27 protein-coding genes are annotated in these 26,059 nt (G+C 63.6%); 13 read left to right on the top strand and 14 right to left on the bottom strand.

The annotated features are described in order from the left end of the window. Positions 1-8: 8 nt before the first annotated feature. Entirely contained in the window at positions 9-1,211 is a 1,203-nt protein-coding gene (locus tag ACYQ47_RS08195; protein WP_459905049.1) for a class I SAM-dependent methyltransferase, read from the top strand. A gap of 86 nt (positions 1,212-1,297) precedes the next feature. Beyond that, positions 1,298-2,341, top strand: a complete 1,044-nt coding sequence (locus tag ACYQ47_RS08190) for a sensor domain-containing diguanylate cyclase (protein ID WP_459905048.1) — start codon at positions 1,298-1,300, stop codon at positions 2,339-2,341. A 64-nt stretch (positions 2,342-2,405) separates the two neighbouring features. Here ACYQ47_RS08190 and ACYQ47_RS08185 read toward each other — a convergent pair whose 3' ends face one another. The 8 genes from ACYQ47_RS08185 to ACYQ47_RS08150 all read right to left on the bottom strand — a co-directional run bounded on the left by ACYQ47_RS08185 (position 2,406) and on the right by ACYQ47_RS08150 (position 12,540). Then, positions 2,406-4,007: a tetratricopeptide repeat protein gene (locus ACYQ47_RS08185; RefSeq protein ID WP_459905047.1), complete on the bottom strand. Its 1,602-nt coding sequence runs from the start codon at positions 4,005-4,007 to the stop codon at positions 2,406-2,408. A gap of 245 nt (positions 4,008-4,252) precedes the next feature. Next, positions 4,253-4,951, bottom strand: coding sequence for an SDR family oxidoreductase (locus ACYQ47_RS08180; RefSeq protein WP_459905046.1), 699 nt, complete (start codon positions 4,949-4,951; stop codon positions 4,253-4,255). A 48-nt stretch (positions 4,952-4,999) separates the two neighbouring features. Further along, positions 5,000-5,794, bottom strand: coding sequence for an amidohydrolase family protein (locus ACYQ47_RS08175; protein ID WP_459905045.1), 795 nt, complete (start codon positions 5,792-5,794; stop codon positions 5,000-5,002). Continuing rightward, positions 5,791-6,816, bottom strand: a complete 1,026-nt coding sequence (locus ACYQ47_RS08170) for a hydroxyacid dehydrogenase (RefSeq protein ID WP_459905043.1) — start codon at positions 6,814-6,816, stop codon at positions 5,791-5,793. Before ACYQ47_RS08170 ends, ACYQ47_RS08175 begins: the two co-directional genes overlap by 4 nt. Positions 6,817-6,836: 20 nt before the next feature. After that, complete coding sequence (locus ACYQ47_RS08165; protein WP_244829842.1) at positions 6,837-7,889, bottom strand: LacI family DNA-binding transcriptional regulator; 1,053 nt, start codon at positions 7,887-7,889, stop codon at positions 6,837-6,839. 32 nt (positions 7,890-7,921) lie between these two features. Then, a complete protein-coding gene (locus ACYQ47_RS08160) occupies positions 7,922-9,820 on the bottom strand; it encodes a TRAP transporter large permease (protein ID WP_459905042.1) in 1,899 nt (632 codons plus the stop codon). Between the two features lie 5 nt (positions 9,821-9,825). Beyond that, positions 9,826-10,857 carry a TRAP transporter substrate-binding protein gene (locus ACYQ47_RS08155; RefSeq protein WP_250469012.1) on the bottom strand — a complete coding sequence of 344 codons (1,032 nt, stop codon included), beginning with the start codon at positions 10,855-10,857 and terminating at the stop codon, positions 9,826-9,828. 138 nt (positions 10,858-10,995) lie between these two features. Further along, entirely contained in the window at positions 10,996-12,540 is a 1,545-nt protein-coding gene (locus ACYQ47_RS08150) for an MFS transporter (RefSeq protein WP_459905041.1), read from the bottom strand. Positions 12,541-12,653: 113 nt separating this feature from the next. Between ACYQ47_RS08150 and ACYQ47_RS08145 the strand changes: the two genes are divergently transcribed. The 5 genes from ACYQ47_RS08145 (at position 12,654) to ACYQ47_RS08125 (ending at position 16,722) form a co-directional block, all read left to right on the top strand. After that, complete coding sequence (locus ACYQ47_RS08145) at positions 12,654-13,526, top strand: LysR substrate-binding domain-containing protein (protein ID WP_459905040.1); 873 nt, start codon at positions 12,654-12,656, stop codon at positions 13,524-13,526. 220 nt (positions 13,527-13,746) lie between these two features. Next, on the top strand, positions 13,747-13,917 hold the full coding sequence (locus ACYQ47_RS08140) for a hypothetical protein (RefSeq protein ID WP_244829849.1): 171 nt from the start codon (positions 13,747-13,749) through the stop codon (positions 13,915-13,917). Between the two features lie 221 nt (positions 13,918-14,138). Continuing rightward, positions 14,139-14,933, top strand: coding sequence for a hypothetical protein (locus ACYQ47_RS08135; protein WP_459905039.1), 795 nt, complete (start codon positions 14,139-14,141; stop codon positions 14,931-14,933). A 209-nt stretch (positions 14,934-15,142) separates the two neighbouring features. Further along, complete coding sequence (locus tag ACYQ47_RS08130) at positions 15,143-16,408, top strand: PQQ-dependent sugar dehydrogenase (RefSeq protein ID WP_244829851.1); 1,266 nt, start codon at positions 15,143-15,145, stop codon at positions 16,406-16,408. Next, positions 16,408-16,722 carry a c-type cytochrome gene (locus tag ACYQ47_RS08125; RefSeq protein WP_459905037.1) on the top strand — a complete coding sequence of 105 codons (315 nt, stop codon included), beginning with the start codon at positions 16,408-16,410 and terminating at the stop codon, positions 16,720-16,722. The genes ACYQ47_RS08130 and ACYQ47_RS08125 overlap by 1 nt, the downstream gene beginning before the upstream one ends. A gap of 511 nt (positions 16,723-17,233) precedes the next feature. On the opposite strand, the gene ACYQ47_RS08120 is transcribed toward ACYQ47_RS08125, so the two are convergent. From ACYQ47_RS08120 to ACYQ47_RS08110, 3 genes are all read right to left on the bottom strand, one after another. Then, a complete protein-coding gene (locus ACYQ47_RS08120; RefSeq protein WP_250510881.1) occupies positions 17,234-17,419 on the bottom strand; it encodes a hypothetical protein in 186 nt (61 codons plus the stop codon). A gap of 153 nt (positions 17,420-17,572) precedes the next feature. Then, the gene (locus tag ACYQ47_RS08115; protein ID WP_459905036.1) at positions 17,573-18,253 is read right to left on the bottom strand and encodes a glutathione S-transferase family protein; all 681 of its coding nucleotides are present in this window, start codon (positions 18,251-18,253) and stop codon (positions 17,573-17,575) included. Between the two features lie 4 nt (positions 18,254-18,257). Then, positions 18,258-19,043, bottom strand: a complete 786-nt coding sequence (locus ACYQ47_RS08110) for an enoyl-CoA hydratase/isomerase family protein (protein ID WP_459905481.1) — start codon at positions 19,041-19,043, stop codon at positions 18,258-18,260. Positions 19,044-19,347: 304 nt separating this feature from the next. Between ACYQ47_RS08110 and modA the strand changes: the two genes are divergently transcribed. Genes modA through modC form a run of 3 tightly spaced genes read left to right on the top strand, consistent with a single transcriptional unit; the run spans position 19,348 to position 21,898 of the window. Further along, positions 19,348-20,103 carry a molybdate ABC transporter substrate-binding protein gene (modA, locus tag ACYQ47_RS08105; protein WP_250510878.1) on the top strand — a complete coding sequence of 252 codons (756 nt, stop codon included), beginning with the start codon at positions 19,348-19,350 and terminating at the stop codon, positions 20,101-20,103. Positions 20,104-20,112: 9 nt separating this feature from the next. Next, on the top strand, positions 20,113-20,793 hold the full coding sequence (modB, locus tag ACYQ47_RS08100; RefSeq protein WP_459905035.1) for a molybdate ABC transporter permease subunit: 681 nt from the start codon (positions 20,113-20,115) through the stop codon (positions 20,791-20,793). Beyond that, positions 20,786-21,898 carry a molybdenum ABC transporter ATP-binding protein gene (gene modC, locus ACYQ47_RS08095; protein WP_459905033.1) on the top strand — a complete coding sequence of 371 codons (1,113 nt, stop codon included), beginning with the start codon at positions 20,786-20,788 and terminating at the stop codon, positions 21,896-21,898. Before modB ends, modC begins: the two co-directional genes overlap by 8 nt. Here the strand turns inward: modC and ACYQ47_RS08090 are convergent. After that, complete coding sequence (locus ACYQ47_RS08090; RefSeq protein WP_459905032.1) at positions 21,820-22,482, bottom strand: NUDIX domain-containing protein; 663 nt, start codon at positions 22,480-22,482, stop codon at positions 21,820-21,822. The two genes, modC and ACYQ47_RS08090, sit on opposite strands and share 79 nt — an antisense overlap. Positions 22,483-22,562: 80 nt before the next feature. Here ACYQ47_RS08090 and ACYQ47_RS08085 point away from each other — a divergent pair, with 80 nt between their 5' ends. The 3 genes from ACYQ47_RS08085 to ACYQ47_RS08075 all read left to right on the top strand — a co-directional run bounded on the left by ACYQ47_RS08085 (position 22,563) and on the right by ACYQ47_RS08075 (position 24,381). Then, the gene (locus tag ACYQ47_RS08085; protein WP_309958267.1) at positions 22,563-23,318 is read left to right on the top strand and encodes a DeoR/GlpR family DNA-binding transcription regulator; all 756 of its coding nucleotides are present in this window, start codon (positions 22,563-22,565) and stop codon (positions 23,316-23,318) included. Positions 23,319-23,489: 171 nt separating this feature from the next. After that, entirely contained in the window at positions 23,490-23,840 is a 351-nt protein-coding gene (locus ACYQ47_RS08080) for a hypothetical protein (RefSeq protein ID WP_244829861.1), read from the top strand. Positions 23,841-23,856: 16 nt separating this feature from the next. Beyond that, positions 23,857-24,381: a YMGG-like glycine zipper-containing protein gene (locus tag ACYQ47_RS08075; protein ID WP_244829862.1), complete on the top strand. Its 525-nt coding sequence runs from the start codon at positions 23,857-23,859 to the stop codon at positions 24,379-24,381. Between the two features lie 60 nt (positions 24,382-24,441). Here ACYQ47_RS08075 and ACYQ47_RS08070 read toward each other — a convergent pair whose 3' ends face one another. Then, positions 24,442-25,272 (bottom strand): hypothetical protein, encoded by an 831-nt coding sequence (locus ACYQ47_RS08070; protein WP_250494389.1) that lies wholly within the window; start codon positions 25,270-25,272, stop codon positions 24,442-24,444. A gap of 29 nt (positions 25,273-25,301) precedes the next feature. Beyond that, the gene (locus ACYQ47_RS08065) at positions 25,302-26,051 is read right to left on the bottom strand and encodes a lipoate--protein ligase family protein (RefSeq protein WP_250468967.1); all 750 of its coding nucleotides are present in this window, start codon (positions 26,049-26,051) and stop codon (positions 25,302-25,304) included. Positions 26,052-26,059 lie beyond the last annotated feature (8 nt).

Here is a 26,059-nt window from a genome sequence, read left to right as displayed (position 1 = left end):
GGCTAGACATGAATCTTTTGCGGACGATTTCCGCGCAGGCGGGCATGCCGCTTTCGGCGCGGCTTTTCATGGGCCTCCTCAAACGCATACGCGTGGGTCATCTCGTGCTCGTCACGCCCGACGGCGACCGCTGTGTGTTCGGCGATGCCCTGCAGCAGCCCGCGGCTACGCTGCACCTGCACGACTGGCGCGCGTGCCGGGCCATTCTCCGTTCGGGCGATATCGGCTTTGCGCAGGCGTATCGCGATCACTGGCTCGATACGCCCGATCCCGCCGCGGTATTGCGGCTCGCGATGCGCAATCAGGAGGTCGTCGAGCGCACCGTGAACGGTGGCTGGATCGCGCAGTGCGTGCATAACGTCAGGCATCGGCTGCGGCCCAACACGCGCGCCGGCAGCCGTCGTAATATCCACGCGCATTACGACATCGGCAACGACTTTTACGCGCTCTGGCTCGACCCCACGTGGACCTATTCGAGCGCGTGGTTCGACGGCGACGCGAGCCTCTCGCTCGAAGCGGCGCAGGAACGCAAGTACCGGCGCATCGTCGAGACGCTCGGCTTGCGCGCGGGCATGCGCGTGCTCGAGATTGGCTGCGGCTGGGGCGGTTTCGCGCGGCATGCGGCGCGCGAGGGCATTCGCGTGCATGGCGTGACGATATCGGCGGCGCAGCATGCGTTTGCGCGCGAGCGCATGGAACGCGAGGGTTTGAGCGCACTCGTCGATATCGAGCTACGCGATTATCGCGATCTGCGTGAGCAATACGACGCCATCGTGTCGATCGAAATGTTCGAGGCGGTTGGCGAGCGCTTTTGGGCCACGTACTTCCGCACGCTGCGCCGCTGTCTCGCGCCGGGCGCGCAGGCGCTGGTGCAGTCGATCACGATCGAGGATGCGCGTTTTCTGGCGTATCGCGCGTCGAGCGATTTCATCCGCGAGCAGATTTTCCCTGGCGGCATGTTGCCGAGTCCCGAGCGCTTCGTGCAGGCGGCGCAGAAAGCGGGAATGAACGCGGCGCCGTCGCTTGCGTTCGGCGCGGACTATGCGCGCACGCTGCATCACTGGCGCGCCGCTTTCGAAGCGCGGCTCGACGCAGTGCGTGCGCTTGGATTCGACGATGCGTTCATTCGCACGTGGCGGCTGTATCTGGCTTTTTGCGAGGCGGGCTTTGGTGAAGGGCGGATTGATGTGATGCATTTCGTGGTGCGGTGAGGCTTCGGGACAGGGCGGAACGAATGCGTTAAAGACGTGCGCTTAACGGCCGTAAACACGCGCAACGAACCATTCCGACCGACACGATGAGCCAAGACCCATTTGAAAGCCCGCTCAAGGCTGAATTCCTGCGCCACGAAGACACGCTCGCGCCAGCCGAACGCGCGCTCGGCGAAGACGATCACGCGGTCTATCGAACGCTGCTCGAATCGACCAAGGCGATTCCGTGGAAGATCGATTGGGCCACCATGCAGTTCGCGTATATCGGACCGCAGATCGAGGCGTTGCTGGGCTGGGCGCCATCGTCGTGGAAGGACGTCAACGACTGGGCCGCGCGCATGCATCCCGACGATCGCGAGGCGGTCGTGAACTTCTGCGTGGCGCAGTCGCAGGCGGGCGCGGATCACGAAGCGGACTATCGCGCGTTGACCAAGGATGGCGGCTATGTCTGGCTGCGCGATGTCGTGCATGTAGTGCGCAACGAGGCAGGCGGCGTGGATTCGCTGATCGGCTTCATGTTCGACATCAGCGAACGCAAGCGCACCGAGGAAGAACTCGCGCGCCTGCATAAGGAACTGGAACATCTGTCGCTGAGCGACGGCCTCACGGGCGTCGGCAATCGCCGCATGTTCGACAACGTGATGCAGCGCGAATGGCAGGCCGCGAAGGAGTCGGGCAAACCGTTGTCGCTCGTGATGGTGGATATCGACTTCTTCAAGTCCTTCAACGATTACTACGGCCATCTGCAAGGCGACGAATGCCTGAAGCGCGTTGCCCGCGTGCTCGCCGAGGCGGCCGGGCCACGGCATTTTCTCGGCCGTTTCGGCGGTGAGGAGTTCGTGCTCGTGCTCGCGGATACCGACGCCGAAGCGGTCATGCGTATTGCCGAGCGCTGCCGGGAATTGATCGCGGATGAAGACATCGCGCATCTGCGCTCGCCGCATAATCAGCGCGTGACGGCGAGTTTCGGCGTGGGCACCGTCGTGCCGACCGATGGCATCGATCCGACGACGTTCATCAATCTGACCGATGCACAGCTTTATCAGGCGAAGGAACACGGGCGCAATCGCATCGCGTCCGTGGATCGGGCGGGGATTCGTGGGGAGGCGTTCAGGTTGCAGTCGCGATGAGGTGTAACACTGCCTCTCGACACAGTAAAGGCTTTCGAACGCCTCGACGCGGAGTTGGAAACCCTTACCCGCTCAAGCCACTGCAAAATGCTGTCAGCCGCTCTTTTACTCCAGCGATCACCTCATCCCAGTCGCCGCGTGTCTTTTGCGTGAAAACGCGCTCGGAGGCGTACCACGGCGAGTCTTCGCGATCGAGCAGCCAGCGCCAGTCGCCGTCGAATCGCGACAGTATCCACACCGGCTTGCCGAGCGCGCCAGCCAAGTGCGCAACCGAGGTATCCACGGTGATGACGAGATCCAGATTCTCGATAATCGCGGCCGTGTCGAGAAAATCGGTAACATTGCTCATAAGGTCGAGAGGTCGAACGGCTTCGGGAATCTCGGCGAGCTGTCTTTCTTCTCCGCCTTTCTGGAGACTGAAAAACGTACACTGCGAAATACGAAGAAGAGGAAGAAGTTGTTGGAGGCGCACGGAACGGCGAATGTTGTCGCGCAACTCGGGCGGAAGCACCGACGAAGGGTTGCCAAGATCGTTTGAACCGCTCCAAGCAAGCCCGATCTTGTATCTGCCATTCGTTAATGACGCGTTGATCCGCTGTTTCCAAAACTGCACATTCTCTTCAGGGACGTCGATATAGCGTCCGTTCGAATGCAGCATGTCCAGTGTGATGCCGAGCCTATGAGGCAGACTCATCATGTAGCACCAGAAATCGCATCCGGACAGTTCTTGCGGATGACTGACATTGCTCACGGCATCCACACCATCGACGAGAGAAAACAGGCGCATGAGCGCGGCGTCGCACACCACGGTCAGTTTGGAGACTCCAAGCCGTCGAAGTAACGGCACGAAGCGAATGCACTGGATTGCATCGCCTAACCCTTGCTCAGGCGCGATGACGAGCGACTTGCCCTCAAGTGATTCCCCTCGCCACATCGCAATCGGAATCCTCGACGCCTGTACGTAGGGAGATACCGCGCCAGCCGCTTCCCACTCCGGCGACTCCTCATAACGAGACTCGAAATTCATCAGTCCGTCTTTATATTTTCCGTCCTTCAGCAACGTCAGGCCGAGCATCAAGCGGGCACGCACGCTGCCCGGGCGCAACGCGAGCGACTGTCTGGCGGCAGCTTCAGCCTCAGGCAGGCGATTGAGCGCATACAGTACGAGTCCGAGCGAGATGTTCGCCTCAAAAGAGGCCGGGTTCAACGACAACGCTTGACGCAGTTCGGCCTCGGCTTCATCGCATCTTCCTAACAAACGGAGCACGTCTCCAAGCAACTCGTGAGCATCGACCGAGTGAGGAAGCCCGGCGATAGCCACCCGCAGAAGCGCTTCGCTCTCCACGACACGACCCGAAGTCTTGGTCAAAGCACCTAACACGAGGCTTGCTTCGGATAAGCCCGGTCGAAGCTCGAGCGCGCGACGAAATGCCGACTCTGCTTCTTCGTTGCGCTTTTCGTCGAGTAGTACAAGGCCCAAATTAAACGCTATATCCGGTGAATTTGGATTCAGGGCTGAAGCTTTTCGAAGCAGCGCTTCGGATTCCGATGTTTGGCCCAATCGGCGAAGCACTAGGGCAAGGTTGTTATGGGCGGCTGGCGAGTTCGGAGCTTGGTTAAGCTTCTGACGGAGTAGTTCTGCTTGCTTTTGAAGATCGTCCATCATTGCGTGTTGCGTCGTTCTCAGGTAGTTCAGTTGCTAAAACTGTCGCTGCACCGGCCCTTGGGTTTCAAAAACGGGCGGCTTGGCGAATATTGGTTCGCCGTGGTTGCGTAGCTTCGGACACTCGACGCAGAAAGGATAGGGCAGCGACAAAATTCTTCAAGCGGTTGTCGAGAGGAGGCGATTGATGAAGCGCACATGCGCCAGATCATTGGCTGCAGAGTACAGAGCCGGACGATTGAGCGTGCTCAAACCCGCCCCGCCACCGGAATCGCCGCGCCCGTGATCGAGCGCGCATCGTCCGACAAGAGAAACGCGATCACCGCGCCGAGTTCCTCCGGCTGCACCCAGCGCGAGAAATCCGCCGATGGCATATCGGCGCGATTCTGTGCGGTATCGATAATCGAAGGCAGGATCGCGTTCACGGTAATGGCTCGATCCTTGAGCTCTTCGGCAAGCGCTTCGGTCAGACGCAGAAGCGCCGCCTTCGAAGCCGCATAAGCGCCCATCCCCGCTCCCGCTTTCAACGCCGCCAGCGCGCCCACGTTGACGATTCGCCCGCCGCCCTCGCGCATGAGCCCGAGGGCCGCCTTCGATGCGTTGAGCGCCGTCTTCACGTTCACATCGAACATGAGGTTCCATGTGTCCACGCTGCCATCCGCGATGGTTTCCCAGCGAAACGCGCCCGCCACGTTCACCAGCGCCTGCACGCCGCCAAGCTTTTGCGCGATCGCGTCGAGCGCGGCTTGCGCGGCTTTTGCATCCGACAAATCGGCGCCCGTGACGATGAACGCATCCGCAAGCGGCGCGGGCAACGGGTCGTGCCGCGCGTCCTTGCCGATGAGCGCGATGCGTGCCCCGCGCTCGGCCAGCACGCGCGCGGTCGCAAGCCCCAGACTGCCGAAGCCGCCAGTGACGACAACGGTCTTTCCTTCGAGTGTGTTCATCGCGTGCTCCTTGAGCCGTGGCTGTTCAAGCATAGGATGGAACAGGCTTCAGAATTCGTAAAGCTCGGCGGGGTTATCGACGAGGATTTTGCCGCGCGTGGCTTTATCGGGCATGCAATGAGAAAACCAGTCGAGCAGGCTCGCGTTATCCGGAACCGGCTGCACGTTCGGATGCGGCCAGTTCGACGCCCACACGCCGCGCTGCGGATAGCGCGCGGCCAGCGTGCGCACGATCGGCGCGATGTCGTCGTATTCCGGCGCACCGCTGCGTGAACTCTCGTAAGGCGCCGAGAGCTTGATCCAGCAGCGCGGTCCGTCGAGCAGGCGGCATAGAGACGCGAAGCCATCGCTTGCAGGCGTGACCGGCCCCTGAAACTTGCCGATATGATCGATCACGAGCTTCGACGGCAAACGCGCGAGCAGCGCCTCGTGTTGCGGCAGCGTGTGTCCGTCGAGCTGAAGATCGATGTTCCAGCCAAGCGGCGCGATACGTGCCGACATCGCCTCGATGCTGTCCCACGCAAGCAGCCCGCCAGGAAACATCATGTAGCGCACGCCGCGTATGCCGGCTTCGTGCAGACGTTGCAATTCGGCATCGTCGACGTCGGGCGGAACGACCGCGATGCCGCGTGCGCCCTCGCCCAGTTGTTCGATGGCCGCGAGCGTGCAGCGATTATCGAAGCCGTAGCCGGTCGGCTGCACGACGATCGCACGCGACAAGCCCAACGCGCGCTGTACTTCGCGATAAGCCGATGCAGGCGCCGATGGCGGCCGGAACGTCGCGCTCGGTGCAAGCGGGTAAGCGTCGTCGTAGACGTGGAGGTGGCAATCGCAGGCGTTCATCGCGCGTCGCTCGAAATGGCGTCGACTTTCGGCGCTTCACGCTGCGCGAGCCTGAACGCATGCCGTGGATTGACCGCGCCCATCGGCATGCGCCCTTGAAACAGCGCTTCGGTTTGCGCGACGGTTTCCATCGACTGATGCTCGATCGCAGCCGGCGTGAGGCCGCCGACATGCGGCGTCGCGATGACACGTTCGTGCGCGCAAAGCGCCGGCGAAGGCATCTGGTCCGGCGCACGCCCCACGTCGAGCGCCGCGCCCGCAAGACGGCCGCTTTGCAGCGCGGCCAGCAAGGCATTGTCGTCGACGAGTTCGCCGCGCGCCGCATTGATGAAATACGCGTCCGGCTTCATCGTCGCGAAGGCTTGCGCGTTCATCAGATTGCGCGTCGCATCGTTCGCGGGCGCGAGGCACACCACGAAGTCGGCGGCGGCGAGCAAGGCCGGAAGATCGCTCTGACTCAGGCGATCATCGTCGATCTTCGCGTGCGGATCGGACACGACCACGCGCATGCCGAACGCCAGCGCAAGCTCGCACAGATAGCGCGAGATCTGCCCGTAGCCGATCACGCCGAGCACGCTGCCGCGCAACTCGCGACCCATCTTCGGCGCCAGCATCTCTCCGCGATGGTATGCCGACGCATAAGCCGTGGTGGCGCGGCCCAGATCGATCATCGCGCCGATTACCCATTCCGATACCGCCGGCACGAAGCCCGCGCTCGCCTGCGTGACGAGCACGCCATGATCGCTGGCGGCATCGACATCGATGGTACGGATATCCACCGCGCAGCGCACGAACGCGGCAAGCCGCGGCAAGGCTGCGAACAGTTCGCGTGGCGCGGGGGTCTGCCGGTAGCCGATGATCACGTCGGCATCGCGCGCGGCCGCGATGAGTTCGGCGGTCGTGAGTTCGCGGTCTTCCGTGTTGTAGGTCGCATCGGCGATGGCGTCGAGCGCCGCGCTCGCGCGTGCGCCGAAATAGTGTTCCAGCATGTGCCGGGGATGACTCACGAAAACCTTGTTCATGTCTCGGTCCTGAAGGGCTTCTACGTTGCTTTTGCGGCAGGCGGCGCCACCGATTCGCGCTCGACGAGCGTGATGTCGGTGAATAGCGCCTGCGCGGAATCGATTACAGCGTCGTCTTGCTGACGCATCACGCGCTCGACCATGGCCGCGGCCATCGCAGGAACGGGCAGTTGCACGGTCGTGAGCGCGGGGTTCGAGATAGCGGCGAGAAAGTGTCCGTCCATGCCGACCACGGACATATCGTCCGGTACGCGCAAGCCCGATTCGCGCAGACCGGCCATCAGACCGAGCGCCATCAGGTCGTTGACCGCGACGATTCCGGTCGGCCGCGCGGCGTCTTCCGAGAGTTGGCGTGCGAGCGCGCGACCGTTCTCCGCGATCATCGAGTCGCCGTATTCGTTCACCGGGCCGCTGTCGAGCACGCGCGCGCCGTGGCCGAGGCCCGCTTCCTCGGCGGCGGCGAGAAAGCCGCGAATCTTGTCGCGCCGGCTCAGCGTCATGCCGGCGAGCGTCGCATAACCGAGCCGTGTGTGACCATGCGCGATGAGATGCCGCGTCGCGAGCCGCGCCGCCTCGAAATTGTCCGGCGTGACGTGATCGATGCGCGTGGTCTCGCCTTCGGTCGCGCGCCGGTCGTAGCTCACGACGACCATGCCGCGCTCGGCCGCGGTTTCCAGATGGCGCTCATCCGCGAGCGATGAGATCACGATCACGCGCCGCACGCCGTGCGAGAGCAAATCTTCGAAGAACGACGCTTCCTTCGCCGGGTCGCGATACGTATTGCCGATCAGCACGCGATAACCGTAGCGCTCTTGCGCGTAAGTCTCGACCTCGCGAGCGATATAGCCGTACATCGGATTGGCGATGGACGGCACGAGCAAGCCGACGAGCGGCGTCTGACCGGTCTTCAGCTGGCGCGCGAGCGTGCTCGGACGGTATTGCAGCGCGGTCATCGCGGCCTGCACCCGCGCGAGCGTTTCCTGACGCATCTGGTCGGTGCGGCCGTTGAGCACGTTGGAAACCGTGCTTACGGATACACCAGCGTGGCGGGCCACGTCCTGAATGGTGCTCATGAAAGTTCTTGTTTCGGACTTCGGACAACAGGCTACAGGCCGAGCCGGGTCGGCAGCCACAGAGAAAACGATGGCACCAGAATGAGTACCACGAGCGCGGCGCACAGCACCACCAGATATTTGACCATCGGTTTCGCGACGGCCTTCATTTCCGTGCCGGTGATCGCGCAGGTCGCGAAAAGCCCCAAGCCGACGGGCGGCGCGAACAGACCGAGCCCCATCGCCACGACGATCACCGTGCCGAAGTGCAGCGGGTTGATGCCGAGCTGCGTGGCGATCGGCGTGAGAAGCGGTCCAAAGATGATAAGCGCGGGTGCGCCTTCCAGCACCGCGCCGAATACGATCATGATGAGCACGGACAGCAACAGGAACATCGTCGGTCCGTATTGATGCGCGAAGTTGATCATGGCATCGGAGACGAGCGCGGGAATCTGCTCGATGGTGAGCGCGAACGACACGCTCGACGCCGCCGCCACGATGAACAGGATGCTGCTCGCCATCGACGCCGAACGCACGAACACGCGCGCCACCTTGCGCGGCGTGAGTTCGCGAAACGCGAGCCAGCCGACCACGAGCGCATAGACCACGGCGAACGCCGACACTTCCGTCGATGTCGCGATACCCGAGGTCACGCCCTTGCCGATCATCGCGATCATCACGAGCGCGACGAACGCGCCGCCCATCAGCGGCAGAAACGCACGCGGGTTCTTGAGCGCATCGGCCACGTTGATACGACGCCCGAAGATCACCGCGACGACGGCAAGCGCGAGCGCCAGCACCGCCGCCGGGACCACGCCCGCGAGAAACAGCCCCGCGATGGAAATGTTCGCGACGAAACCCATGATGATCATGTTCACGCACGGCGGAATGGTCTCGGCCATCACCGCGCTGCACGCGAGGAGCGCCGCCGCTTCGTTCGGGTCCTGCTTGCTCTGACGCACGGCCGGCATGACCACGCCGCCGACCGCCGCGATATCCGCGAGCTTCGAGCCGGACACGCCTGAGAAGAACGCCGTCGCCATGATAGTGATGAGACCGAGCCCGCCGCGCACGCGACCGAAAATACGCAGCAGGAGTTCGATCAGCCGCGACGACATGCCGTTGGTTTCCATCAGCAAGCCCGCAAGCACGAAGAACGGAATGGCGAGCAGCACGAAGTGGTCGGCGCCGGCCATCACCTGTTGCGAGTAGACGAGGATCGGCAGGGTCGGCTCGGCGAGAAAATACAGCAACGCGGAAAACGCGAGCACGAAGCCGATGGGCACGCCGAGCACGAGTCCGCCGACGAAACCGGCCGCGAGCAGAATGCCCGGCTTGATCGCGTGATCGGGCATGAGCGCGTTCCAGCCGAACAGCGCCGCCGCGACCACGACGCAACCGATGAGCGCGCCGAACACCGTCTTGCGCGGCCCGTTCAATGCATTGGCGAGCGCGAACACCGCCATGAACACACTGCCCGCAACGAGCGGATACACGTTGATCCACGCGGGCAGGCCGCTTGGCGTCATCTGGCCGTAGGAATCGACGAGCAAGAGGCACGACGAGAAGCACAGATTGGCCGCCACGCCCGCGATGATCCAATGCCCGGCCTGAATCAGCGCCGGTTGCCAGCGTGCGGGCAGCGCCGCGCGAAACAGATCGACGCCGACATGCTGACTGCGCGCAAGCACGGTCGCCGCGCCGAAGAAGACCAGCACGATCATCAACGCGCGCGCGATCTCCTCGGCCCAATCGACTGGATCGTGCAGAAAGTAGCGATAGATGACGGAGACGAACACCACGATCACATCGGCCGCGAGCACGGCGGCGCAAATGTATTCGATCCAGCGCATGACGACGGCGAGCGCGCGCGTGAGCGCGGTCTTCTGGCCGAAGCCGGGCGCGGCCGCAAGCTGCGCTTCGGGGCCGGGCGTCGCGGAGAAAGAGGTCATGGCGTTTAGCCTCGTGCGGCGGCGATGGCCGGAAAAAGCGGCGCGGTCGCGGGATACTGTTTCGCGAAATTCGCGTACAACTGCGTCTGCATTTCGTGACGCGCGGTCTCGCGGTCCGCGGGCGACATCGGGAAGAAAGTCATGCCGCGCTGCTTCAGTTCCTGCTCGGCGCGCGCCGCCGTCTGCACGGCTACCGTGCGTTGCTTCGCCGTCGCATCCTGCGCGGCCTTCTGGAAGGCCGGCCGAAGATTCGCGGGAATCTTGTCGAGCGAGCGGCGGCCCATCACGACGACGAGCGGGCTGAACACGTGCTGCGTCTGCCAGCACGACTTCACCACTTCGTCGTATTTGCTCGCGAGCACGGTCGCGCAGTCGTGCTCGAAGCCGTCGACTACACCGGTTTGCGCCGCCATGTACAACTCGCCGATGGGAATGGGCGTCGGCACCGCGCCCATCAGCTTGAACGTGTCCATGAAAGCGGGCGTGGGCAGCACGCGCAGTTTCACGCCCTTGATTTCCGCGAGCGAGTGCGCGGGCTTCTTCGTGAACACGTTGCGGCCGCCGAACGAATAGCCCCACGTGATGACCGAGCAACCCGCGCGCTTTTGCAGCAGGCTGTCGAAGCTCTGGCCGACGCTGCCGTCCATCGCGCGGCCGACGTGATCGAAGTTATCGAAGACATAGCCCAGATCGAGCATGCCGAGTTCGGGCAGAACCGTTGCCCAGATGGACGAGCCCGTCACCATCATGTCGACCGCGCCGACCTTCACTTGCTGAACGACGTCGCTTTCCTTGCCGAGCTGATTGTTCGGAAAATAGTCGATGCGAATCTGCTCGCCCACGCTCGCCTTCAGGTTTTCAGCCAGGTACTGATACCAGACGTAGTGCGCGGCGTTTTGATTCGCGGGCATCGACGACGAAAGCCGCAGCGCGACCGGCGCCTGCGCGCGTGCGAGCGACGGCAACGCACCGCCCGCCACCGCGAGCGAGGCCGCCGAGGCGGTTTGAAGGAAGCGTCGCCGGGATGTCGATTGCATGTCTTGTCTCCTGAGAGCCGCGGATCGCAGTGCGCTGGTCGCGGCTGTATCGATTTAGTGTATCGATACAGTAAACGGCGGGCGGATCTTCACCCATAGGGGTTATCCCGCTGATTCTGCCGCGCACCGGATGGTTCTCTACGCGTCGACTCGCACAGCACTAGCCCGCTCGCTGCGTCCGGCAAGCACCCACACTGACGACGCCACGAGCAACGCACTCACGCCCGCCACACCTAACGCAGCCGCGAAGCCGCTCGCGAAACTCGCACGTGCGATCGCGACGACAGCCGCGTTGCCGCCCGCGCCCGCGTGTGCCAGATCGCCCGCAAGCACGCGCGAGAGGAAGGTTTCATCGAGCGCGTGCATGAGGACAGGGAAGCCGCTCGCCTGCAGATCGAGCGCGCTTTTCGTGCACGCCGCGAGCACCGCGCCGAGCACGCCCACCGACGTGACGATGGCCGTAAAGCGCGTCGTCGTGCTGATACCCGACGCCATGCCCGTGCGATGCGCCGGCACACACGCCATGATCGCCTTCTGCGTGTCGCCGTTGAGGATGCCCGCGCCGAGTCCGGTGACGATCATCGAGACCGCGATGAGCCCGTAATACGACATCGACGCGAACCACGCCGTCAGCAGATTGCCCACGCCGATGGTCGCAAGCCCGAGCGTGAGCAGCGCCATTGCAGGCACGCGCTTGCCGAGCGCCGCGCCGAGATGCGGCCCGGCGATCATCGCGAGCGCGAACGGCAACATGCCGACGCCCGCGCGCACCGCGGTCAAGCCGAACGCGTTTTGCAGATAAAGCGGCAGGAACGTCATCATGACTTGCGCGCAGGCCGCGTAGCCGAACATGGCGAGCACGGCGGCGACGAAGCGCGATTCGCGAAACAGCGAGAGATCGATCATCGGATGCGCGCGCGAGCGTTGCACGCGCACGAACACGACCAGGAGCGCCGCGCACGCGGCCAGGCGCGCTTCGGTGCGCCAGCTCGTCCAGCCATCGGCCTGACCGCCGATCAGCGCCCAGATGCCGAGCGAAAGCGACGCGGCAAAGATCGCGCTGCCGAGCAGGTCGAGCGATCCCGCATGCGGATTACGCGACTCGCGCATGCCGCGCCACGCGCACCACGCGAGCAGCGCGCAGATCGGCAGGTTCATGAGGAAGATCCAACGCCAGCCGAACCATTGCGTGATCGCGCCGCCGACGAGTGGCGCGACGGTCGTCGAAATCCCCATGCAGGTGCCCCAGATCGCCCATGCACGAGCGCGCGCCGCGCCTTCGTGGAAGGTGTTGGCGATGATCGCGAGCGCGGACGTGAGCAGCATTGCCGCGCCGACGCCCTTCGCCGCGCGCGCCAGATTCAGCGCGAACGCGGAAGGCGCGAGGCCACAGCCGAGCGAGGCCAGCGCGAACGCCGCGAGCCCGGCGATCAGCATCTTCTTTCTGCCGATGCGGTCGGCGAGCGCGCCCGCCGGCAGCAGACACGCGGCGAACGCGACCATGTAGGCGCTCACGACCCATTCGACATCGGCGAAACCGGCGTGGCAATCGCGCGCGATGGATGGCAGCGCCACGGCGACGACGTTGGTATCGAGCGTGATCAGCGCGCAAGTCGCCGATGCGGTGAGAAGCACGAAGCGCGCGGCGGACCGGTTCGGCGAGACATCGGCGGTGTCGGACATGGCGGGCGAAAGTTGACGATGAAGCTATCGATGCTAGTGAGATCGCTCTTGTCTGTCATTGACATAGAATCGCTGAATAATTGATGCATTCGACAATACGAAGCGAGGCTCTCATGCCAGTGGAATTGCGCCATGTGCGCTGCTTTTTGAGCGTCGCGCGGCATCTGCATTTCACGCGTGCCGCCGATGAACTCGGCATTGCGCCGCCCGCGCTCACGCGACAAATTCAGGAAGCGGAGCGGCTCCTTGGCGTGCGGCTTTTTCAGCGTACGAAGCGCTCGGTGGCGCTGACCGCGGCGGGCGAGGCGTATCTCGTCGAGGCATCGAGCGCGCTCGATCATCTCGCGCGCGGGGCCGAGCGCGCGGCGCTGGCGGAGCGCGGCGAGCTGGGCAGGATCGTGATCGGCTACGTCGGTTCGGCGGTTTATTCGGGCGTGCTGCAGACACACGTGCGCGGCTTTCGTGTGCGCTATCCGCAGGTTGCCATCGGTATCCGCGAGATCGTCATGCGCGAGGCGGGCGCGCTGCTCATCGACGGTCATATCGATATCGCTTACGTGCGGCCGCCCGTGCCGTATCCGGATGGCGTCGAGGTGCGCACGGTGCGTCGCGATGCGTTCATCGTCGCGCTGCCGGCCGATTCTCCGCTGACGGAAACGGAAACCATCACGCCCGCGCAACTGCGTGGTCAGTCGTTCGTGTTGCCGGAGCAGGAGTCCGGCACGCTCGAGGTTGGAAGACGCGGGCGCTTCGAGCCGCACATCGCCGGACAGCCGGGCACGCTGTCGGATGTGCTCGCGCATGTGTCGCTCGGCGGCGATGTGGCGGTCGTGCCACGATCGCTCGCGCAATGCGTGACGGTGCCGGGCGTTGAGTATCGCGAGATCGCGGGAAAGCCGGTGCCTTCGGAAGTCGCGGTGGTGTATCGGCGGTTCGAGAAAGGGGCGGCGGTGAAGGGGTTTTTGGAAATGGCTTCGAAGGCGTGAAGCGCATTTCCGGTTGCATTGTTGGCTTTGCTTGGATGATCGATACATATCAATGGGATTGGCCGATCGGGGTAGTTTTCTGATCAGGCGTCAAGATCGAAAACTGGCTCGACGGTCCCGCTTGAGACGCGCGTCCTGACGCAAGAGCCTTGCGGCCTCACGCTTTCCTAACTCTTCGCGCCCAGACTTCCCCTCACACGCTGCATGACAGGAGGGGAAAATGAAGATCGAACCGACACCCATCGCAGGCGCATCGCTCGTCGACATCGACATCGGGCGCGACGCACCCGTGATCGATACCGCGCCCACCTTGCCCGACACGCAAGCGACGGCCATGTCTTACGAAGCGCTGCTGCCCTATCTGCTGTTGCCGATCGCAGGCGCTTACTAAGCGAACAAGCCATGTTCGAACGAGACGGCGTCACTTACGAGTTTCACCACGTCTGCATTCCGATCGCATCGCCATGAAGCCGTCGTAAAGACGCTGAACGAGGAAGACTCGGCGCGCCGCACGGTCGTGCATCGTGCTTGACCTGTGCTTTTTCAGCGCCTATACAGGACGTTCACCGCGCGCATCGCACGATGCCGCCTCGATCGAGACCGGAGTCCAGAGTGACGATAACCACAAGATTCAAGCCGCCAGTCCCGCTGACTTTCACATTGCCGCTCGCCCTGAGTCTCGCGCTCGCGGCCTGCGCAACCGACTCTTCCGCTCCGCCACCGCCCGGCACCGTCACGACGACGCTGCCATCGGGCGGCGTCTACAAAGGGACAATCGACAACGGTCAGGCCGATGCCACGCTGCTCGTGCTCTTCGATGGCTCGGCGTATCTCTTCTACGGCACTCCGAACGACACGCGCGGCACGAACCTGTCGGGCGTCGCCATCGCCACGGGCGGCACGCAGACGAGCGACGGCAAGTTCGCGAGCACCTCGGCGTTCGACTATCGCGTGGGCCGGGCGCCCGCCACCGCCGCCAACTTCAGCGCAAACTTCGCGCAAGCGCCGGCCGTAAGCGGCACGGTCGCAAGCAAAAACGGCGGCGCGGGCCTCGCCTTCAACGTGAACGCCGCGCCGATGCTCGACACCGGACCGAGCCTCGCCAACGCTGGCGGCCTCTACAGCGGCCGCGGAATGTCGCTCGGAGGCGCGACGACCACGCGCATCACCGTCGCCGCCGATGGCTACGCCGCCGGCACGACGAGCGCCGGTTGCATCTTCAAGGGAACGGTGGCGCCGCGTCACGGCGCGAACGCCTACGACGTCTCGGTGACGTTCGGCCCCGCGCCCTGCCCGCTGCCCGACGCGACCGTCAAGGGCGCCGCCGTGCTCGACGGCCCGCGCCTGCTGGTCGCGCTGCCGAGCCCCGACCGTGCCAACGTCTTTCTCTTCGATGGCAGGAAATAGCTGCCGACGCTTTTTATCAGCGCGTGAAAAAAGCCGGCTCGCTGCTTGCAGCGGGCGATTCGTATTCTAAGATTGTTGCTACCGTAGGCAGCGGCGTCGTGATACGCGTGCTTGGTCGAGGTTCGCGTGACGCCGTCTCCTTCGGCGAGAGTCATCAGTCGTGTTGTTCAGTGAGGTTCAATAAGCCGTAACAACAAGGAGACAACCAGATGAACGCAACGCTCAAGCTTTTGCCGTTGGCGGTCGGCGCCATGCTCGCCTGCCTGCCGTATGCGAACGCCGCGCAAGACAATCTCAATTCGCTGTCCAACTTCAAGCAGACCGGCACGAGTCAGGCCGAAAAGGTGCCGCAAGGCGGTCAGACCGCCGACGCGCTGCGCGAAAATCTCAAGCAGATCAAACTGCCGCCAGGCTTCAAGATCGACCTGTATGCAATCGTGCCGGAAGCGCGGCACATGGCTATCGAGCCTTCGACGGGCGTGGTGTTCGTCGGCACGCGCAAGAATCGCGTATGGCAGGTGACGGATCGAACCAAAAGGCGCGTCGCGGATGACGTCGTTCAATTCGCCTCGTCGGTCACGTTCAAGGTGCCGAACGGCGTCTGCTTCTCGCCGGATGGCGTGCTTTACGTGGTCGAGCAGAATCGCGTGCTCGGTTTCCCGGCGGCCCAGTTCTTCGGCGACGGCGGGCCGGACGTGGCCGCGGCGGTCGTCGTGCCGCAAGGCAAGCTGATCCCGGCGACGTTCGAGAGCTTCAATCACGGCGCGCGCGCGTGCCGTATCGGGCCTGACAAGAAGCTATACATCGCGCTCGGCCAGCCGTGGAACGTGCCGCCGAAAGACAAACTCGCCGATATCGATAAGAACGGGCTCGCGGGCATCATCCGTCTGGATCAAGACGGCAAGAACCGCGAAACCTACGCGCACGGCGTGCGTAATTCGGTCGGCCTCGACTTCAATCCGAAGGACAAGACGCTCTGGTTCACCGACAACCAGGTCGACGGCATGGGCGACGACATTCCTCCGGGCGAACTGAACCGCGCGACCAAGGCGGGCGAGAACTTCGGCTTCCCGTGGTACGGCGGCGGCAAGGTGCGGACCGTCGACTACAAGGATCAGAATCCGCCGGCGAACCTGGTGTATCCGCAAGTCGAATTCGCGGCGCACGCGGCCGACCTCGGTATGTCGTTCTATAACGCGAAGACGTTCCCGGACAAGTACCAGGGCGGCATCTTCGTCGCGGAACACGGTTCGTGGAATCGCACGAAGCCCATCGGCGCACGCATCATGTACGTGCCCGTCAAGGACGACGGCACGGCGGGCGAACCGGAAGTCTTCGCGGATGGCTGGCTCACTTCGAGCGGCGAGTACATGGGACGCCCGGTCGATGTCCAGGTATTGCAGGACGGCTCGCTGCTGGTATCCGACGACTATGCCGGCGCCATCTATCGTATTTCGTATTCGGGGTCGAAGTGATGCGGCCGGCGCAGACAGCCGTGGTGGCGAGCCTGATGCTGGCGGTATCCAGCGTCGCGATCGCAGCGGGCGATATCAAGGCGGGGCGCGCGAAGGCGGCACAGTGTCAGGCGTGCCACGGGCTCGACGGCATGTCGAAGCTGCCGGAAGCGCCCAACCTCGCGGGTCAGACGGAGGAGTATCTCGTGAAGGCGCTGACCGACTTTCACACGGGCGCGCGCCAGAACGAAATGATGTCGATGGTCGCGAAACCCCTGTCCGAGGCGGATATCGCCAATCTCGCGGCGTACTACCACAGTCTCGGCAAGCAATGACCGAAGCAGACTTGCTTGACGATGCCCTTCCCCAGCGCAAATTTTTTGGTTTGACGCTTGACTTGGATGGGTAAGGGTTTATACTAAGCCTTGTCTCCTCCATGTCTCAACCGATATGGATTCAAGCCCGCTCAATGCAGCGGGCTTTTTTTTCGCCCGCTTGCGGCGCTTACGCACGTCTCACCACCGAAGCGCACCCCCGCGCGCCTCGTTCCCCGCATTGACTGTTGGTCTCCCCTGCGCTTTTCCGCGCGGTGAATTTTCGTTCGCATCGAACATCGAACCTATTGGCCCCGCTCGCCTGGACGCCTTCGCGTCTCATCGTATGTGGTCTCCCCAGCGCTCCCCGTGCGCCGGTTGGGGTTTTCGTTTCCAGGGCGCCCCCGGCCCTGGTTGTCCACAGATCTTCTGCACAAGCCTGTGGATATCGTTATGGAAATCAGTGCAACGTGCTGATTCGAAACCGCTAACCGGGAGCGCCTTTGCATCGTGCGGCGCGCCTCGATTAGTGTCAGTCTGCGTCTGTCACGCACGACGCCAGCATCGTCGTCATGCGATTCAATTCGCTGCTGAAGAAAGTGTGCGGCGCGGTCGCTACGCTGAGTTCGTCGGCGGCCGAGCGCGGCATCGCGAATACAATCGTGCCCGTTGCCACGAGCGCGACGATCATCGATAAGAGCCAGGAGAAGACGTACATCGCCAGTTACCTCGTCTGTCTGATTTGCGCTCGCAAACGTGAGCGCCTGATGAGCAGATTAAGGTTCGATGGCGTTCCGCACAGCCCCGCGGATGGGGGGATGTGAAGGAGGGACGACGTGCGCCCGCCTTCACGCGTCGAGCCGGAAGGCTGTTAGCGCGAGCCGAACGGCCGCATATCCGGCGATGGATCGGGCGACACGCCCTGCGCGACAGCCGCGTCGCCTTGCGCGCGCATGGCTCGCTGGAAACCATCGCGTTCGCGCAATCGGGACCAATAGCGGGCGATCGGCTCCGCGAAGCGTTCGTGCAAACCGATATGCTCCGCGAGCATCAACGCATAACCAACCGAGATATCCGCGGCCGTGAACCGCCCCGCGCACAAAAAAGCCTCGCGCTCCAGCAGCGGCACGAGCGTGCGCAGACGCGCATGAAACCACTTCGCGTAATCCTCGGCGACTTGCGGCTGCCGGCGCTCGGGCGGCTCCAGATACGTGTAACGCAAGACGAGCGTCTGTGGAAACGTGAGCGTCGCCTCGCCGAAGTGCAGGAAGTTGAGATAGCGGCCGAAGTCCGCTTCGTGCGAAGCGACATCCAGCGCGCCGGGCGAATAACGCGCCGCAAGATACTGACAAATCGCAGCCGATTCGGTCATGAAAAGCGCGTCGTCATTGAAGGCCGGAATCGTACCGAGCGGGTTCACTTGCATGAACTCGCGGGCCACCACACGCGGCGGAAACGGCAGCATCTTCAGTTGGTACGGCACGCCGATTTCCTCGAGCGCCCAAAGCGGCCGGAACGACCGCGCGCTCACGCAATGATGCAGCGTGATCATCGCGTCACCCGAGCCATGACGGCTTGCGCTTTTCGAGGAAGCTCTGCACGCCCTCGCGCCCTTCGTCCGATGCCCGAATGCGCGCGATGCGTTCGGCCGTATCGGAGATCAACGAATCGTCGATGACCTTGCCCGCGAGTTCCGACACCAGCCGCTTGCACTCGCCCACGGCGTTCGGGCTGTTGGACGCGATGTTGTTCGCCATTGCATCGACGGTTCGGTCGAGCTCGCCGCTCGTCGTCAGTTGATGCACGAAGCCGATACGCAGCGCTTCCGTCGCATCGAAACGCTCGGCCGTCACGAAGTAGCGATGCGCGGCGCGCGCGCCCATCGCGCGAATGACGTAAGGCGCGATGGTCGCGGGCATGAGCCCGAGCTTCGCCTCCGATAGGCAGAAGTTCGCGCTGTCCGCGCTCACCGCGATATCGCACGCGGCGACGAGGCCCATGCCGCCCGCGTAGGCATCGCCCTGCACGCTGGCGATCACCGGCTTCGCGCTCGTGTAGATGGTGTTGAGCATGGTCGCAAGCCGGAGCGCGTCCGCGCGGTTTTCCGCCTCCGAATAACCGGCCATGCGCTTCATATAGTTGAGGTCGGCGCCCGCGCAAAAGGCCGGGCCGTTCGCCGCGAGCACGATGACGCGCACGCTCGTGTCGTCGTTGAGCGCGCGAAAGGCGGCAGTCAGTTCGACGATGGTCGCGTCGTCGAAGGCGTTGCGTACATCGGCGCGATCCAGCGTCACGCGGGCGACGTGTCCCGTCACCGAGAGCTTGATGCGTTGCAGATTCATGGCGTCGGACATGTCCTTGTCTCCTTATGCTTGCCACCGAAAGTTGAGCCGTGCTCAGTTCCAGGCGGATGATTTGCAAAGTTTCGGCGAACATCGCGGCGGCGGTCAATCGATTTTCATGAGTCTCACTCACACGAAATCATCCGAGGAGACCCATACTCGTCATGTGATGCAGCGAGCATGCCCGAACGCAATATAGTCGTATATATTACGGTGCTCGCCGGATTCCATGACCGCGCGAAGATCCAAGACCAGCAGCGCGCAATCCGGTGCAGCCAATAAAACAGAACCCAAGGAGCTTTACGTGAAGACTCGTTTGTTGCGCACTTTGCTTTCGTTGGCGGTGGGCTTCGCCGCTTCGTCGGCGTTTGCAGGCGAAGTGCAGATTGCCGTGGCGGCCAATTTCACGGCGCCCGTGCAGGCCATTGCAGCGGACTTCGAAAAGGATACCGGCAACAAGGTCGTCGCTTCGTTCGGCGCGACGGGTCAGTTCTATGCGCAGATCAAGAACGGCGCGCCCTTCGAAGTATTCCTCGCCGCCGACGACACCACGCCCGCCAAGCTCGAAAGCGAAGGCATGACGGTGCCGGGAAGCCGCTTCACTTACGCGACCGGGGCGCTCGCGTTGTGGTCGGCGAAGGAAGGTTACGTCGACGACAAAGGCGAAGTGCTGAAGAAGAACCAGTTCACGCATCTGGCGATCGCCAATCCGAAAGCCGCGCCGTACGGACTTGCCGCCACGCAGACGCTCGACAAGCTCGGGCTCACGCAGGCGGTGGCATCGAAGATCGTCGAAGGGCAGAGCATCTCGCAAGCGCAGCAGTTCATCGCGACGGGCAATGCCGAACTCGGCTTCGTCGCACTCTCGCAGATCTACAAGAACGGCAAGATCACGAGCGGTTCGGCGTGGATCGTGCCGGAATCGCTGCACGAGCCGATCAAGCAAGACGCGGTCATTCTCAACAAGGGCAAGGACAATCCGGTCGCGAAGCAGTTCGAGGATTACCTCAAGGGACCGAAGGCCGCCGAGGTGATCCGCTCGTTCGGCTATCAGCTCTGATTGTTCGCGATGCCGCTCGATAGCGCCGATCTCCAGGCCATCACGCTGACGCTCGAACTGGCGTCGCTGGCGACGGCGCTTCTGCTCGTCATCGGCACGCCTGTCGCGTGGTGGCTATCGCGCACGCGCTCGCGAGCAAAGGGTGTCGTCGGCGCGGTGGTGGCGTTGCCGCTCGTGCTGCCGCCTACCGTCATCGGCTTTTATCTGCTCGTGCTGATGGGGCCGAACGGTTACGTCGGCAAGCTCACTCAGGCGTCGGGCATCGGCCTCTTGCCCTTCACGTTCGCGGGGCTCGTAATCGGCTCGGTCATCTATTCGATGCCGTTCGTCGTGCAGCCACTGCAGAACGCGTTCGAAGCCATCGGCAGCCGTCCGCTCGAAGCCGCCGCAACCTTGCGCGCGGGACCGTGGGACACGTTCTTCACTGTCGTGTTGCCGCTTGCGCGGCCGGGCATCGTCACCGCGACGATCCTCGGTTTTGCGCACACGGTCGGCGAATTCGGCGTCGTGCTGATGATAGGCGGCAATATTCCCGGGCGCACGCGCGTGGTTTCCGTGCAGATCTTCGATCACGTCGAAGCGCTCGAATACACGCAGGCGCACTGGCTCGCGGGCGGCATGGTGCTGTTCTCGTTCATCGTGCTGTTGCTGCTCTATTCGAGCCGTCGATCGGCGGCGGTGCATGCCTGAAATCTCATCGACCGGTCAGGCCATCGAGGCGCGCTTTCTCATCGAACAAGGCCGCTTCACGCTCGATGTCGATCTGCGCTTGCCGGGACGCGGCGTGACCGCGCTCTTCGGCCATTCGGGTTCCGGCAAGACCACGCTGCTGCGCTGTCTCGCGGGACTCGCACGGCCGCGCGCGGGAAGGCTCGTCGTCAATGGCGAAGTGTGGCTCGATACCGACCGCAACGTTTTTCTGCCGACGCACAAGCGTCCGCTCGGCTACGTTTTTCAGGAAGCCAGTCTTTTCGCGCACTTGAGCGTGCGCAAGAATCTTCGCTATGGGCTCGATCGCGTGGCGGGAAGCGAGCGACGCGTCGACCTGGAACAGGCGGCGGAACTGCTTGGCATCGGGCATCTGCTGGAGCGCGATCCGGGCGGATTGTCGGGCGGCGAACGCCAGCGCGTGGGCATTGCGCGGGCGCTGTTGACGAGTCCGCGTCTCTTGCTTCTCGACGAACCGCTCGCCGCGCTCGATCAGAAACGCAAGCTCGAAATCCTGCCGTATCTCGAACGTCTGCACGACGAACTCGATATCCCCGTGCTGTATGTGACCCACGCGCCCGAGGAAGTCGCGCGCCTCGCGGATCACCTCGTTCTGCTCGAAGCCGGCCGCGCGCTGGCGAGCGGCGCAATTGCCGATACGCTCGCGCGGCTCGATCTGCCGCTCGCGCTCGCCGACGATGCATCGGTGGTGCTGGAAGGCATCGTCGCCGATCACGATGCGCGTTATGGTTTGCTGTCGCTCGCGCTGCCGGGCGGCCGCGCCTCGCTCACCGTCGTGCATGCGCCAGTCGAACGAGGCCGCGCGATGCGTGTCGCCGTGAAAGCGCGCGACGTAAGCCTGATCGCCGGCAATGAACCGCACACGTCGAGCAGCGTTCTCAATCTGCTGCCCGCAGTCGTGTTCGACATCGCCGACGATGCCGACCCCGCGCAAGTCGTCGTGCGCCTCGACGTGGACGGCTCGCCGCTCCTCGCGCGCATCACGCGTTATTCGCTGGACCGGCTAGGGTTTGTCGCGGGCGTGCGGGTCTGGGCGCAGGTAAAGGCCGTCTCGCTGCTCGCCTGATCGCGGCGCTCTTTCAGCGCGGCGTATTGCAGCAGCATGATGGTCTTGCCGTCGGCGATTTCTCCGCTGTCGATCATGGCCAGCGCTTTCTCCAACGGCACCTCGATCACTTCGATTTCCTCGCCTTCGTCCTCCACGCCGCCGCCGTCACTGACGCGCATGGAGCCGTCGTATTCGCCGAGATAGAAGTAGAGTTTCTCCGTCACCGATCCGGGGCTCATGAACGCCTCGAAGATCTTTTCGACGTGCTGCACGCGATACCCGGTTTCCTCCTCGACTTCGGCGCGGATGCGTTCTTCCGGCGTCGAGTTGTCGAGCAGGCCACCAGGCGCTTCGATCAACATGCCGTCGTGGCCGTTGACGAAAGCCGGCATGCGAAATTGGCGCGTCAGGAGCACGTGGCCGTTATGCCGGTTACGCAGCAAGATGGTCGCGCCGTTGCCGCGATCGTAGGTCTCACGGCTCTGACGCTGCCACGTGCCGTCGCGGCGCAGAAAGTCGAAAGTCACCTTTCTCAGCACGTACCAGTCGTCGGATAAAACAGCGGTATCGAGCACGCGTACTCGTTCCTTGGTCTCAGTCATTGCAGTCTTCCATGGCGTGGTGGTGGCTTCCATGGTAACGTGCAGTTTCGTGCAATTACAAGCAAATTCGTGCAACGATCATGCTCACGAGTCAACGCAAGAAAACAATCCTCGACGCCCTCTCGCGCGACGGTCAGGTGCTCGCCAGCGAGTTGAGCGCGAGCTTCGGCGTGTCGGAAGACACGGTGCGCCGCGATCTACGCGAGTTGGCTGCGGAAGGTCTGCTGCAACGCGTGCACGGCGGCGCCCTGCCCGCTTCTCCGGCCGTGGCGCCGTTTGCGCGTCGGCAGGAAATGGAATCGGAGGCGAAGCGCCGTATCGCGCGGCGCGCCGTTGAGATGATCGAACCGGGGCAAATCGTTATCGTCGACGGCGGCACGACTTCGGCCTTGCTCGTGCAACAACTTCCCGCGAGCCTCGCGGTTACGATCGTCACGCATAGTCCGAGCGTGGCCGTCGCGCTCGCCGAACACGCGACGGTGGAAGTCGTGCTGATCGGCGGCAAGCTTTTCAAGCATTCCATCGTCACGGTCGGCGCGGCGGCCGTCGAAGCGATGTCGCATATCCACGCCGATCTGTATTTCATGGGCGTCACGGGCGTTCATCCCACTGCCGGGCTGACCACCGGCGATTTCGAGGAAGCGCATATCAAGCGCGCGCTCGCGGCGCGCGCGGCGGAGACCGTCGTGCTCGCGTCTGCCGCCAAGCTCAACGCGGCATCGCCATACCGTATCGGCGATATCGAGCTTGCACAGACGGTCATCGTCGAAAGTGCGACGGATGCACGTCTCACCGATCCCATCGAACAAGCAGGCGTGACCATCCTTCGCGCCTGATCGATGCCGCAACTTGTTACGGGGTAACGCGCCGAAAGATTCATCGGGAGAGCCGTAATTGAATTTCCTCCGCAACTGGAATAGCGTAGAAAAATACGCCAAACGCGGTCCGGGCAGGAATTCTCCATGCTGTACGGTAACGGGTCAGGCGATAATTTTTGGAGAAATGTCGTGAATCGCGTGAAGGCTCTCATCGCGTTGTCGGCGCTTGCCGCGGCGGGTTTCGCCGCCACGGCGCACGCGGGCGGTCACGTCGGCGTGTTTATCGGCGGGCCGCTGTACTACCCGTATCCGGTCGCGCCCGTGCCGTACTACTATGCGCCGCCGCAGGTCATCGTTCCGGCGCCCGCCGCGCCGACCACTTATGTCGAGCAAGGGCAGCCCGACCAATCACAGGCTCAGGCTCAGTCGGGCGGCACCTGGTATTACTGCGAGGGATCGCGCACGTACTACCCGTATGTCAAGCAGTGTCCCGGTGGATGGCGCGAAGTTCCGGCGCAACCCCCGCCGCCATCGAATTGAATCGAAGCTGGCTTTTATGAATACTCGCAGGCTCGTTATTTTTCTCGCGCTCTCAGGCTTGGGTCTGTCCGCGTGCACGGTCATGCCGACCGGACCCAGCGTGATGGCGCTGCCCGGCACCGGCAAGACCTTCGACCAGTTCCGCGCGGACGACGCGTCGTGCCGTCAGTTCGCGTTTCAGCAAACGGGCGGCGTCACCGCAGATCAGGCCGCGACGAACAGCGCGGTGGGGAGTGCCGTGGTTGGGACCGCCATCGGCGCGGCAGCGGGCGCGGCGTTCGGCGGCGGCACGGGTGCGGCTATCGGCGCAGGCGCGGGATTGTTGACCGGCAGCGCGGTCGGCATGGGTGCGGCGCAAACGTCGGGCTACGGCGTGCAGCGCCGCTACGACTACGCGTATCTGCAGTGCATGTACGCAGCGGGCGATCGTGTTCCGGTCGCAGGTCCGTTGCGCACGGCGCCACCGAACGGCGCGGCGTATTACGCGCCGCCACCGCCACCTCCGCCGGGCATGCCACCGCCTCCTCCGCCTTCGAGCTGACATCGACACGCGCCGCTTGAGCCTTCCTCAGCGGCGCTTTTTTTACGAAGGCATCGCAGCTCAGAGACGCGGTTTCCATTGATCATCGTCGGGGCGCGCCAGTGCCGGCGCCACGATTCCCGGCGCCACGAGCAGTCCGGTCACCCAGCCGATATAAAACCGCAGATCGCTGAAGAATTCGGCTGTGTCGTAAAGGCGAAACGACTGCACGTGCGCGAGCCATAGCACGCATTGCACCGCGCCCGAGAGCACGAGCCACGCAAGCGCGATCACCGCGAGTGCCCGTGCGCAGCGGCGAAACGTGTCCGCATCCCACTGTTCGCGCACGATGATGCATCCCGAGATCAGCGCGAGAATCGCCGGAATCACGCTCGTGACCAGCACGTGCGTCTGCCATTCGAAGAGCACGCCGGTCAGATAGCTGAAGATCACGGCGAGCCCGGCTGCGGTCCACATCATCCAGACTGCCCCGCGCGCCGACATCCACGCAATCGTGATGACGAACGGGATCGCCGCCCATTGCAGCGCCTGTCCCACCGCCTTCGCGAGGTTCTCGCTGGCCTGTTCGTTCGAATGGCTCGCCGCTACATACACGGTGATCGCTTCGTGCACGCACACCGCGACGACCGCGAAGCTCAACGCCTCGCAAGCGGCGAAAGCGGGCGATTTCTCCGCGCGATGCACGTGTCCCTGCAACCCGCGCAAACGCTCCAGCAGCGGCTCGACGAAGAACGCGAGAATCGCGCCGATGAGCAACGCGGCGGCGGCATCCCTGAAGGAGAAATGTCCGAAGAGCGAGAACAGCCCTTGCCAGAGAAACTCGGGCGCGGCGGCGCACACCGCCACCCACAGCGCAAAAAAGAAACCGTTCGAAGCGAGTCTGAACGGCATGATGACCTCGATGGTCGATGAGCGCTGCGTTAGAGAGGAGCTTGCGGCAAATCGGCGGCCACGACGCGCGCCGCGATGGCATTTCGCACGCGCTCGCGCAGCCCGGGCGGCATGCCGAAACCTTCGTAGGCGAGCGCTTGCGCCACGGTCACCACTTTCATCTCTTCATAGCGCCGCCCGCTGCCGATGAGCGCCTCGAACGCATTGGCGCGCTCGTTGATCTCGATGGGATCGGCATCGACGAGCAGAACGGCGTGAGCTAGCACGGCATGGCGCGGTTGCTCGTCGAGGGACGACGACACGCGCCGCCAGTATTGCGCCGTGCCGGCTATCTTGCGCGCATCGTGGCCGGGACCCCAGGCGAGATTGAAGCGGCCATCGCAGAACGAGCCTTCGACCGTTTGCCAGTGCGTGAGCACGCCGAGGGTGTTGAGCGCATCCGCGATGATGCCGCACAGATGCAGATAGACCGGCTCGGCAAGCGCGCCCATCGGCGCGTGCACGGGATACGCGAGACTCAGATTGAGAATGCCGGGACCTTGTGGAACCAGCCCGCCGCCCGACAAACGCAGCCAGACGGGACAGCCGCGTCGCGCGAATTCATCGCGAGCATCGGCCAAAGGCGCATAACGCTGATAACTGCGCGGCACGATCAGCGAGCGCGGCGCTTCCCACAGATGCGCCACCGCATCGCCCGCTTTCGCGCGGTCGAGCAGCGCTTCCTCGGCTTGCAGCGGATCGCCGGGCAGCGTTTCGAAATCGAGCAATTCGAAGGGCATGGAGTGGA

Source organism: Caballeronia sp. HLA56 (assembly GCF_054655155.1).
Note: the sequence above shows the minus strand (reverse complement) of the source record. Positions and strands in the feature narration are given on the sequence as shown.

Excerpts from the sequence above, each read along its gene's own strand:
- ACYQ47_RS08195 (WP_459905049.1), top strand. The coding sequence starts at position 9 with ATGAATCTTTTGCGGACGATTTCCGCGCAGGCGGGCATGCCGCTTTCG.
- ACYQ47_RS08190 (WP_459905048.1), top strand. The coding sequence starts at position 1,298 with ATGAGCCAAGACCCATTTGAAAGCCCGCTCAAGGCTGAATTCCTGCGC.
- ACYQ47_RS08185 (WP_459905047.1), bottom strand. The coding sequence starts at position 4,007 with ATGATGGACGATCTTCAAAAGCAAGCAGAACTACTCCGTCAGAAGCTT.
- ACYQ47_RS08180 (WP_459905046.1), bottom strand. The coding sequence starts at position 4,951 with ATGAACACACTCGAAGGAAAGACCGTTGTCGTCACTGGCGGCTTCGGC.
- ACYQ47_RS08175 (WP_459905045.1), bottom strand. The coding sequence starts at position 5,794 with ATGAACGCCTGCGATTGCCACCTCCACGTCTACGACGACGCTTACCCG.
- ACYQ47_RS08170 (WP_459905043.1), bottom strand. The coding sequence starts at position 6,816 with ATGAACAAGGTTTTCGTGAGTCATCCCCGGCACATGCTGGAACACTAT.
- ACYQ47_RS08165 (WP_244829842.1), bottom strand. The coding sequence starts at position 7,889 with ATGAGCACCATTCAGGACGTGGCCCGCCACGCTGGTGTATCCGTAAGC.
- ACYQ47_RS08160 (WP_459905042.1), bottom strand. The coding sequence starts at position 9,820 with ATGACCTCTTTCTCCGCGACGCCCGGCCCCGAAGCGCAGCTTGCGGCC.
- ACYQ47_RS08155 (WP_250469012.1), bottom strand. The coding sequence starts at position 10,857 with ATGCAATCGACATCCCGGCGACGCTTCCTTCAAACCGCCTCGGCGGCC.
- ACYQ47_RS08150 (WP_459905041.1), bottom strand. The coding sequence starts at position 12,540 with ATGTCCGACACCGCCGATGTCTCGCCGAACCGGTCCGCCGCGCGCTTC.
- ACYQ47_RS08145 (WP_459905040.1), top strand. The coding sequence starts at position 12,654 with ATGCCAGTGGAATTGCGCCATGTGCGCTGCTTTTTGAGCGTCGCGCGG.
- ACYQ47_RS08140 (WP_244829849.1), top strand. The coding sequence starts at position 13,747 with ATGAAGATCGAACCGACACCCATCGCAGGCGCATCGCTCGTCGACATC.
- ACYQ47_RS08130 (WP_244829851.1), top strand. The coding sequence starts at position 15,143 with ATGAACGCAACGCTCAAGCTTTTGCCGTTGGCGGTCGGCGCCATGCTC.
- ACYQ47_RS08125 (WP_459905037.1), top strand. The coding sequence starts at position 16,408 with ATGCGGCCGGCGCAGACAGCCGTGGTGGCGAGCCTGATGCTGGCGGTA.
- ACYQ47_RS08120 (WP_250510881.1), bottom strand. The coding sequence starts at position 17,419 with ATGTACGTCTTCTCCTGGCTCTTATCGATGATCGTCGCGCTCGTGGCA.
- ACYQ47_RS08115 (WP_459905036.1), bottom strand. The coding sequence starts at position 18,253 with ATGATCACGCTGCATCATTGCGTGAGCGCGCGGTCGTTCCGGCCGCTT.
- ACYQ47_RS08110 (WP_459905481.1), bottom strand. The coding sequence starts at position 19,043 with ATGAATCTGCAACGCATCAAGCTCTCGGTGACGGGACACGTCGCCCGC.
- modB (WP_459905035.1), top strand. The coding sequence starts at position 20,113 with ATGCCGCTCGATAGCGCCGATCTCCAGGCCATCACGCTGACGCTCGAA.
- modC (WP_459905033.1), top strand. The coding sequence starts at position 20,786 with ATGCCTGAAATCTCATCGACCGGTCAGGCCATCGAGGCGCGCTTTCTC.
- ACYQ47_RS08090 (WP_459905032.1), bottom strand. The coding sequence starts at position 22,482 with ATGACTGAGACCAAGGAACGAGTACGCGTGCTCGATACCGCTGTTTTA.
- ACYQ47_RS08085 (WP_309958267.1), top strand. The coding sequence starts at position 22,563 with ATGCTCACGAGTCAACGCAAGAAAACAATCCTCGACGCCCTCTCGCGC.
- ACYQ47_RS08075 (WP_244829862.1), top strand. The coding sequence starts at position 23,857 with ATGAATACTCGCAGGCTCGTTATTTTTCTCGCGCTCTCAGGCTTGGGT.
- ACYQ47_RS08070 (WP_250494389.1), bottom strand. The coding sequence starts at position 25,272 with ATGCCGTTCAGACTCGCTTCGAACGGTTTCTTTTTTGCGCTGTGGGTG.
- ACYQ47_RS08065 (WP_250468967.1), bottom strand. The coding sequence starts at position 26,051 with ATGCCCTTCGAATTGCTCGATTTCGAAACGCTGCCCGGCGATCCGCTG.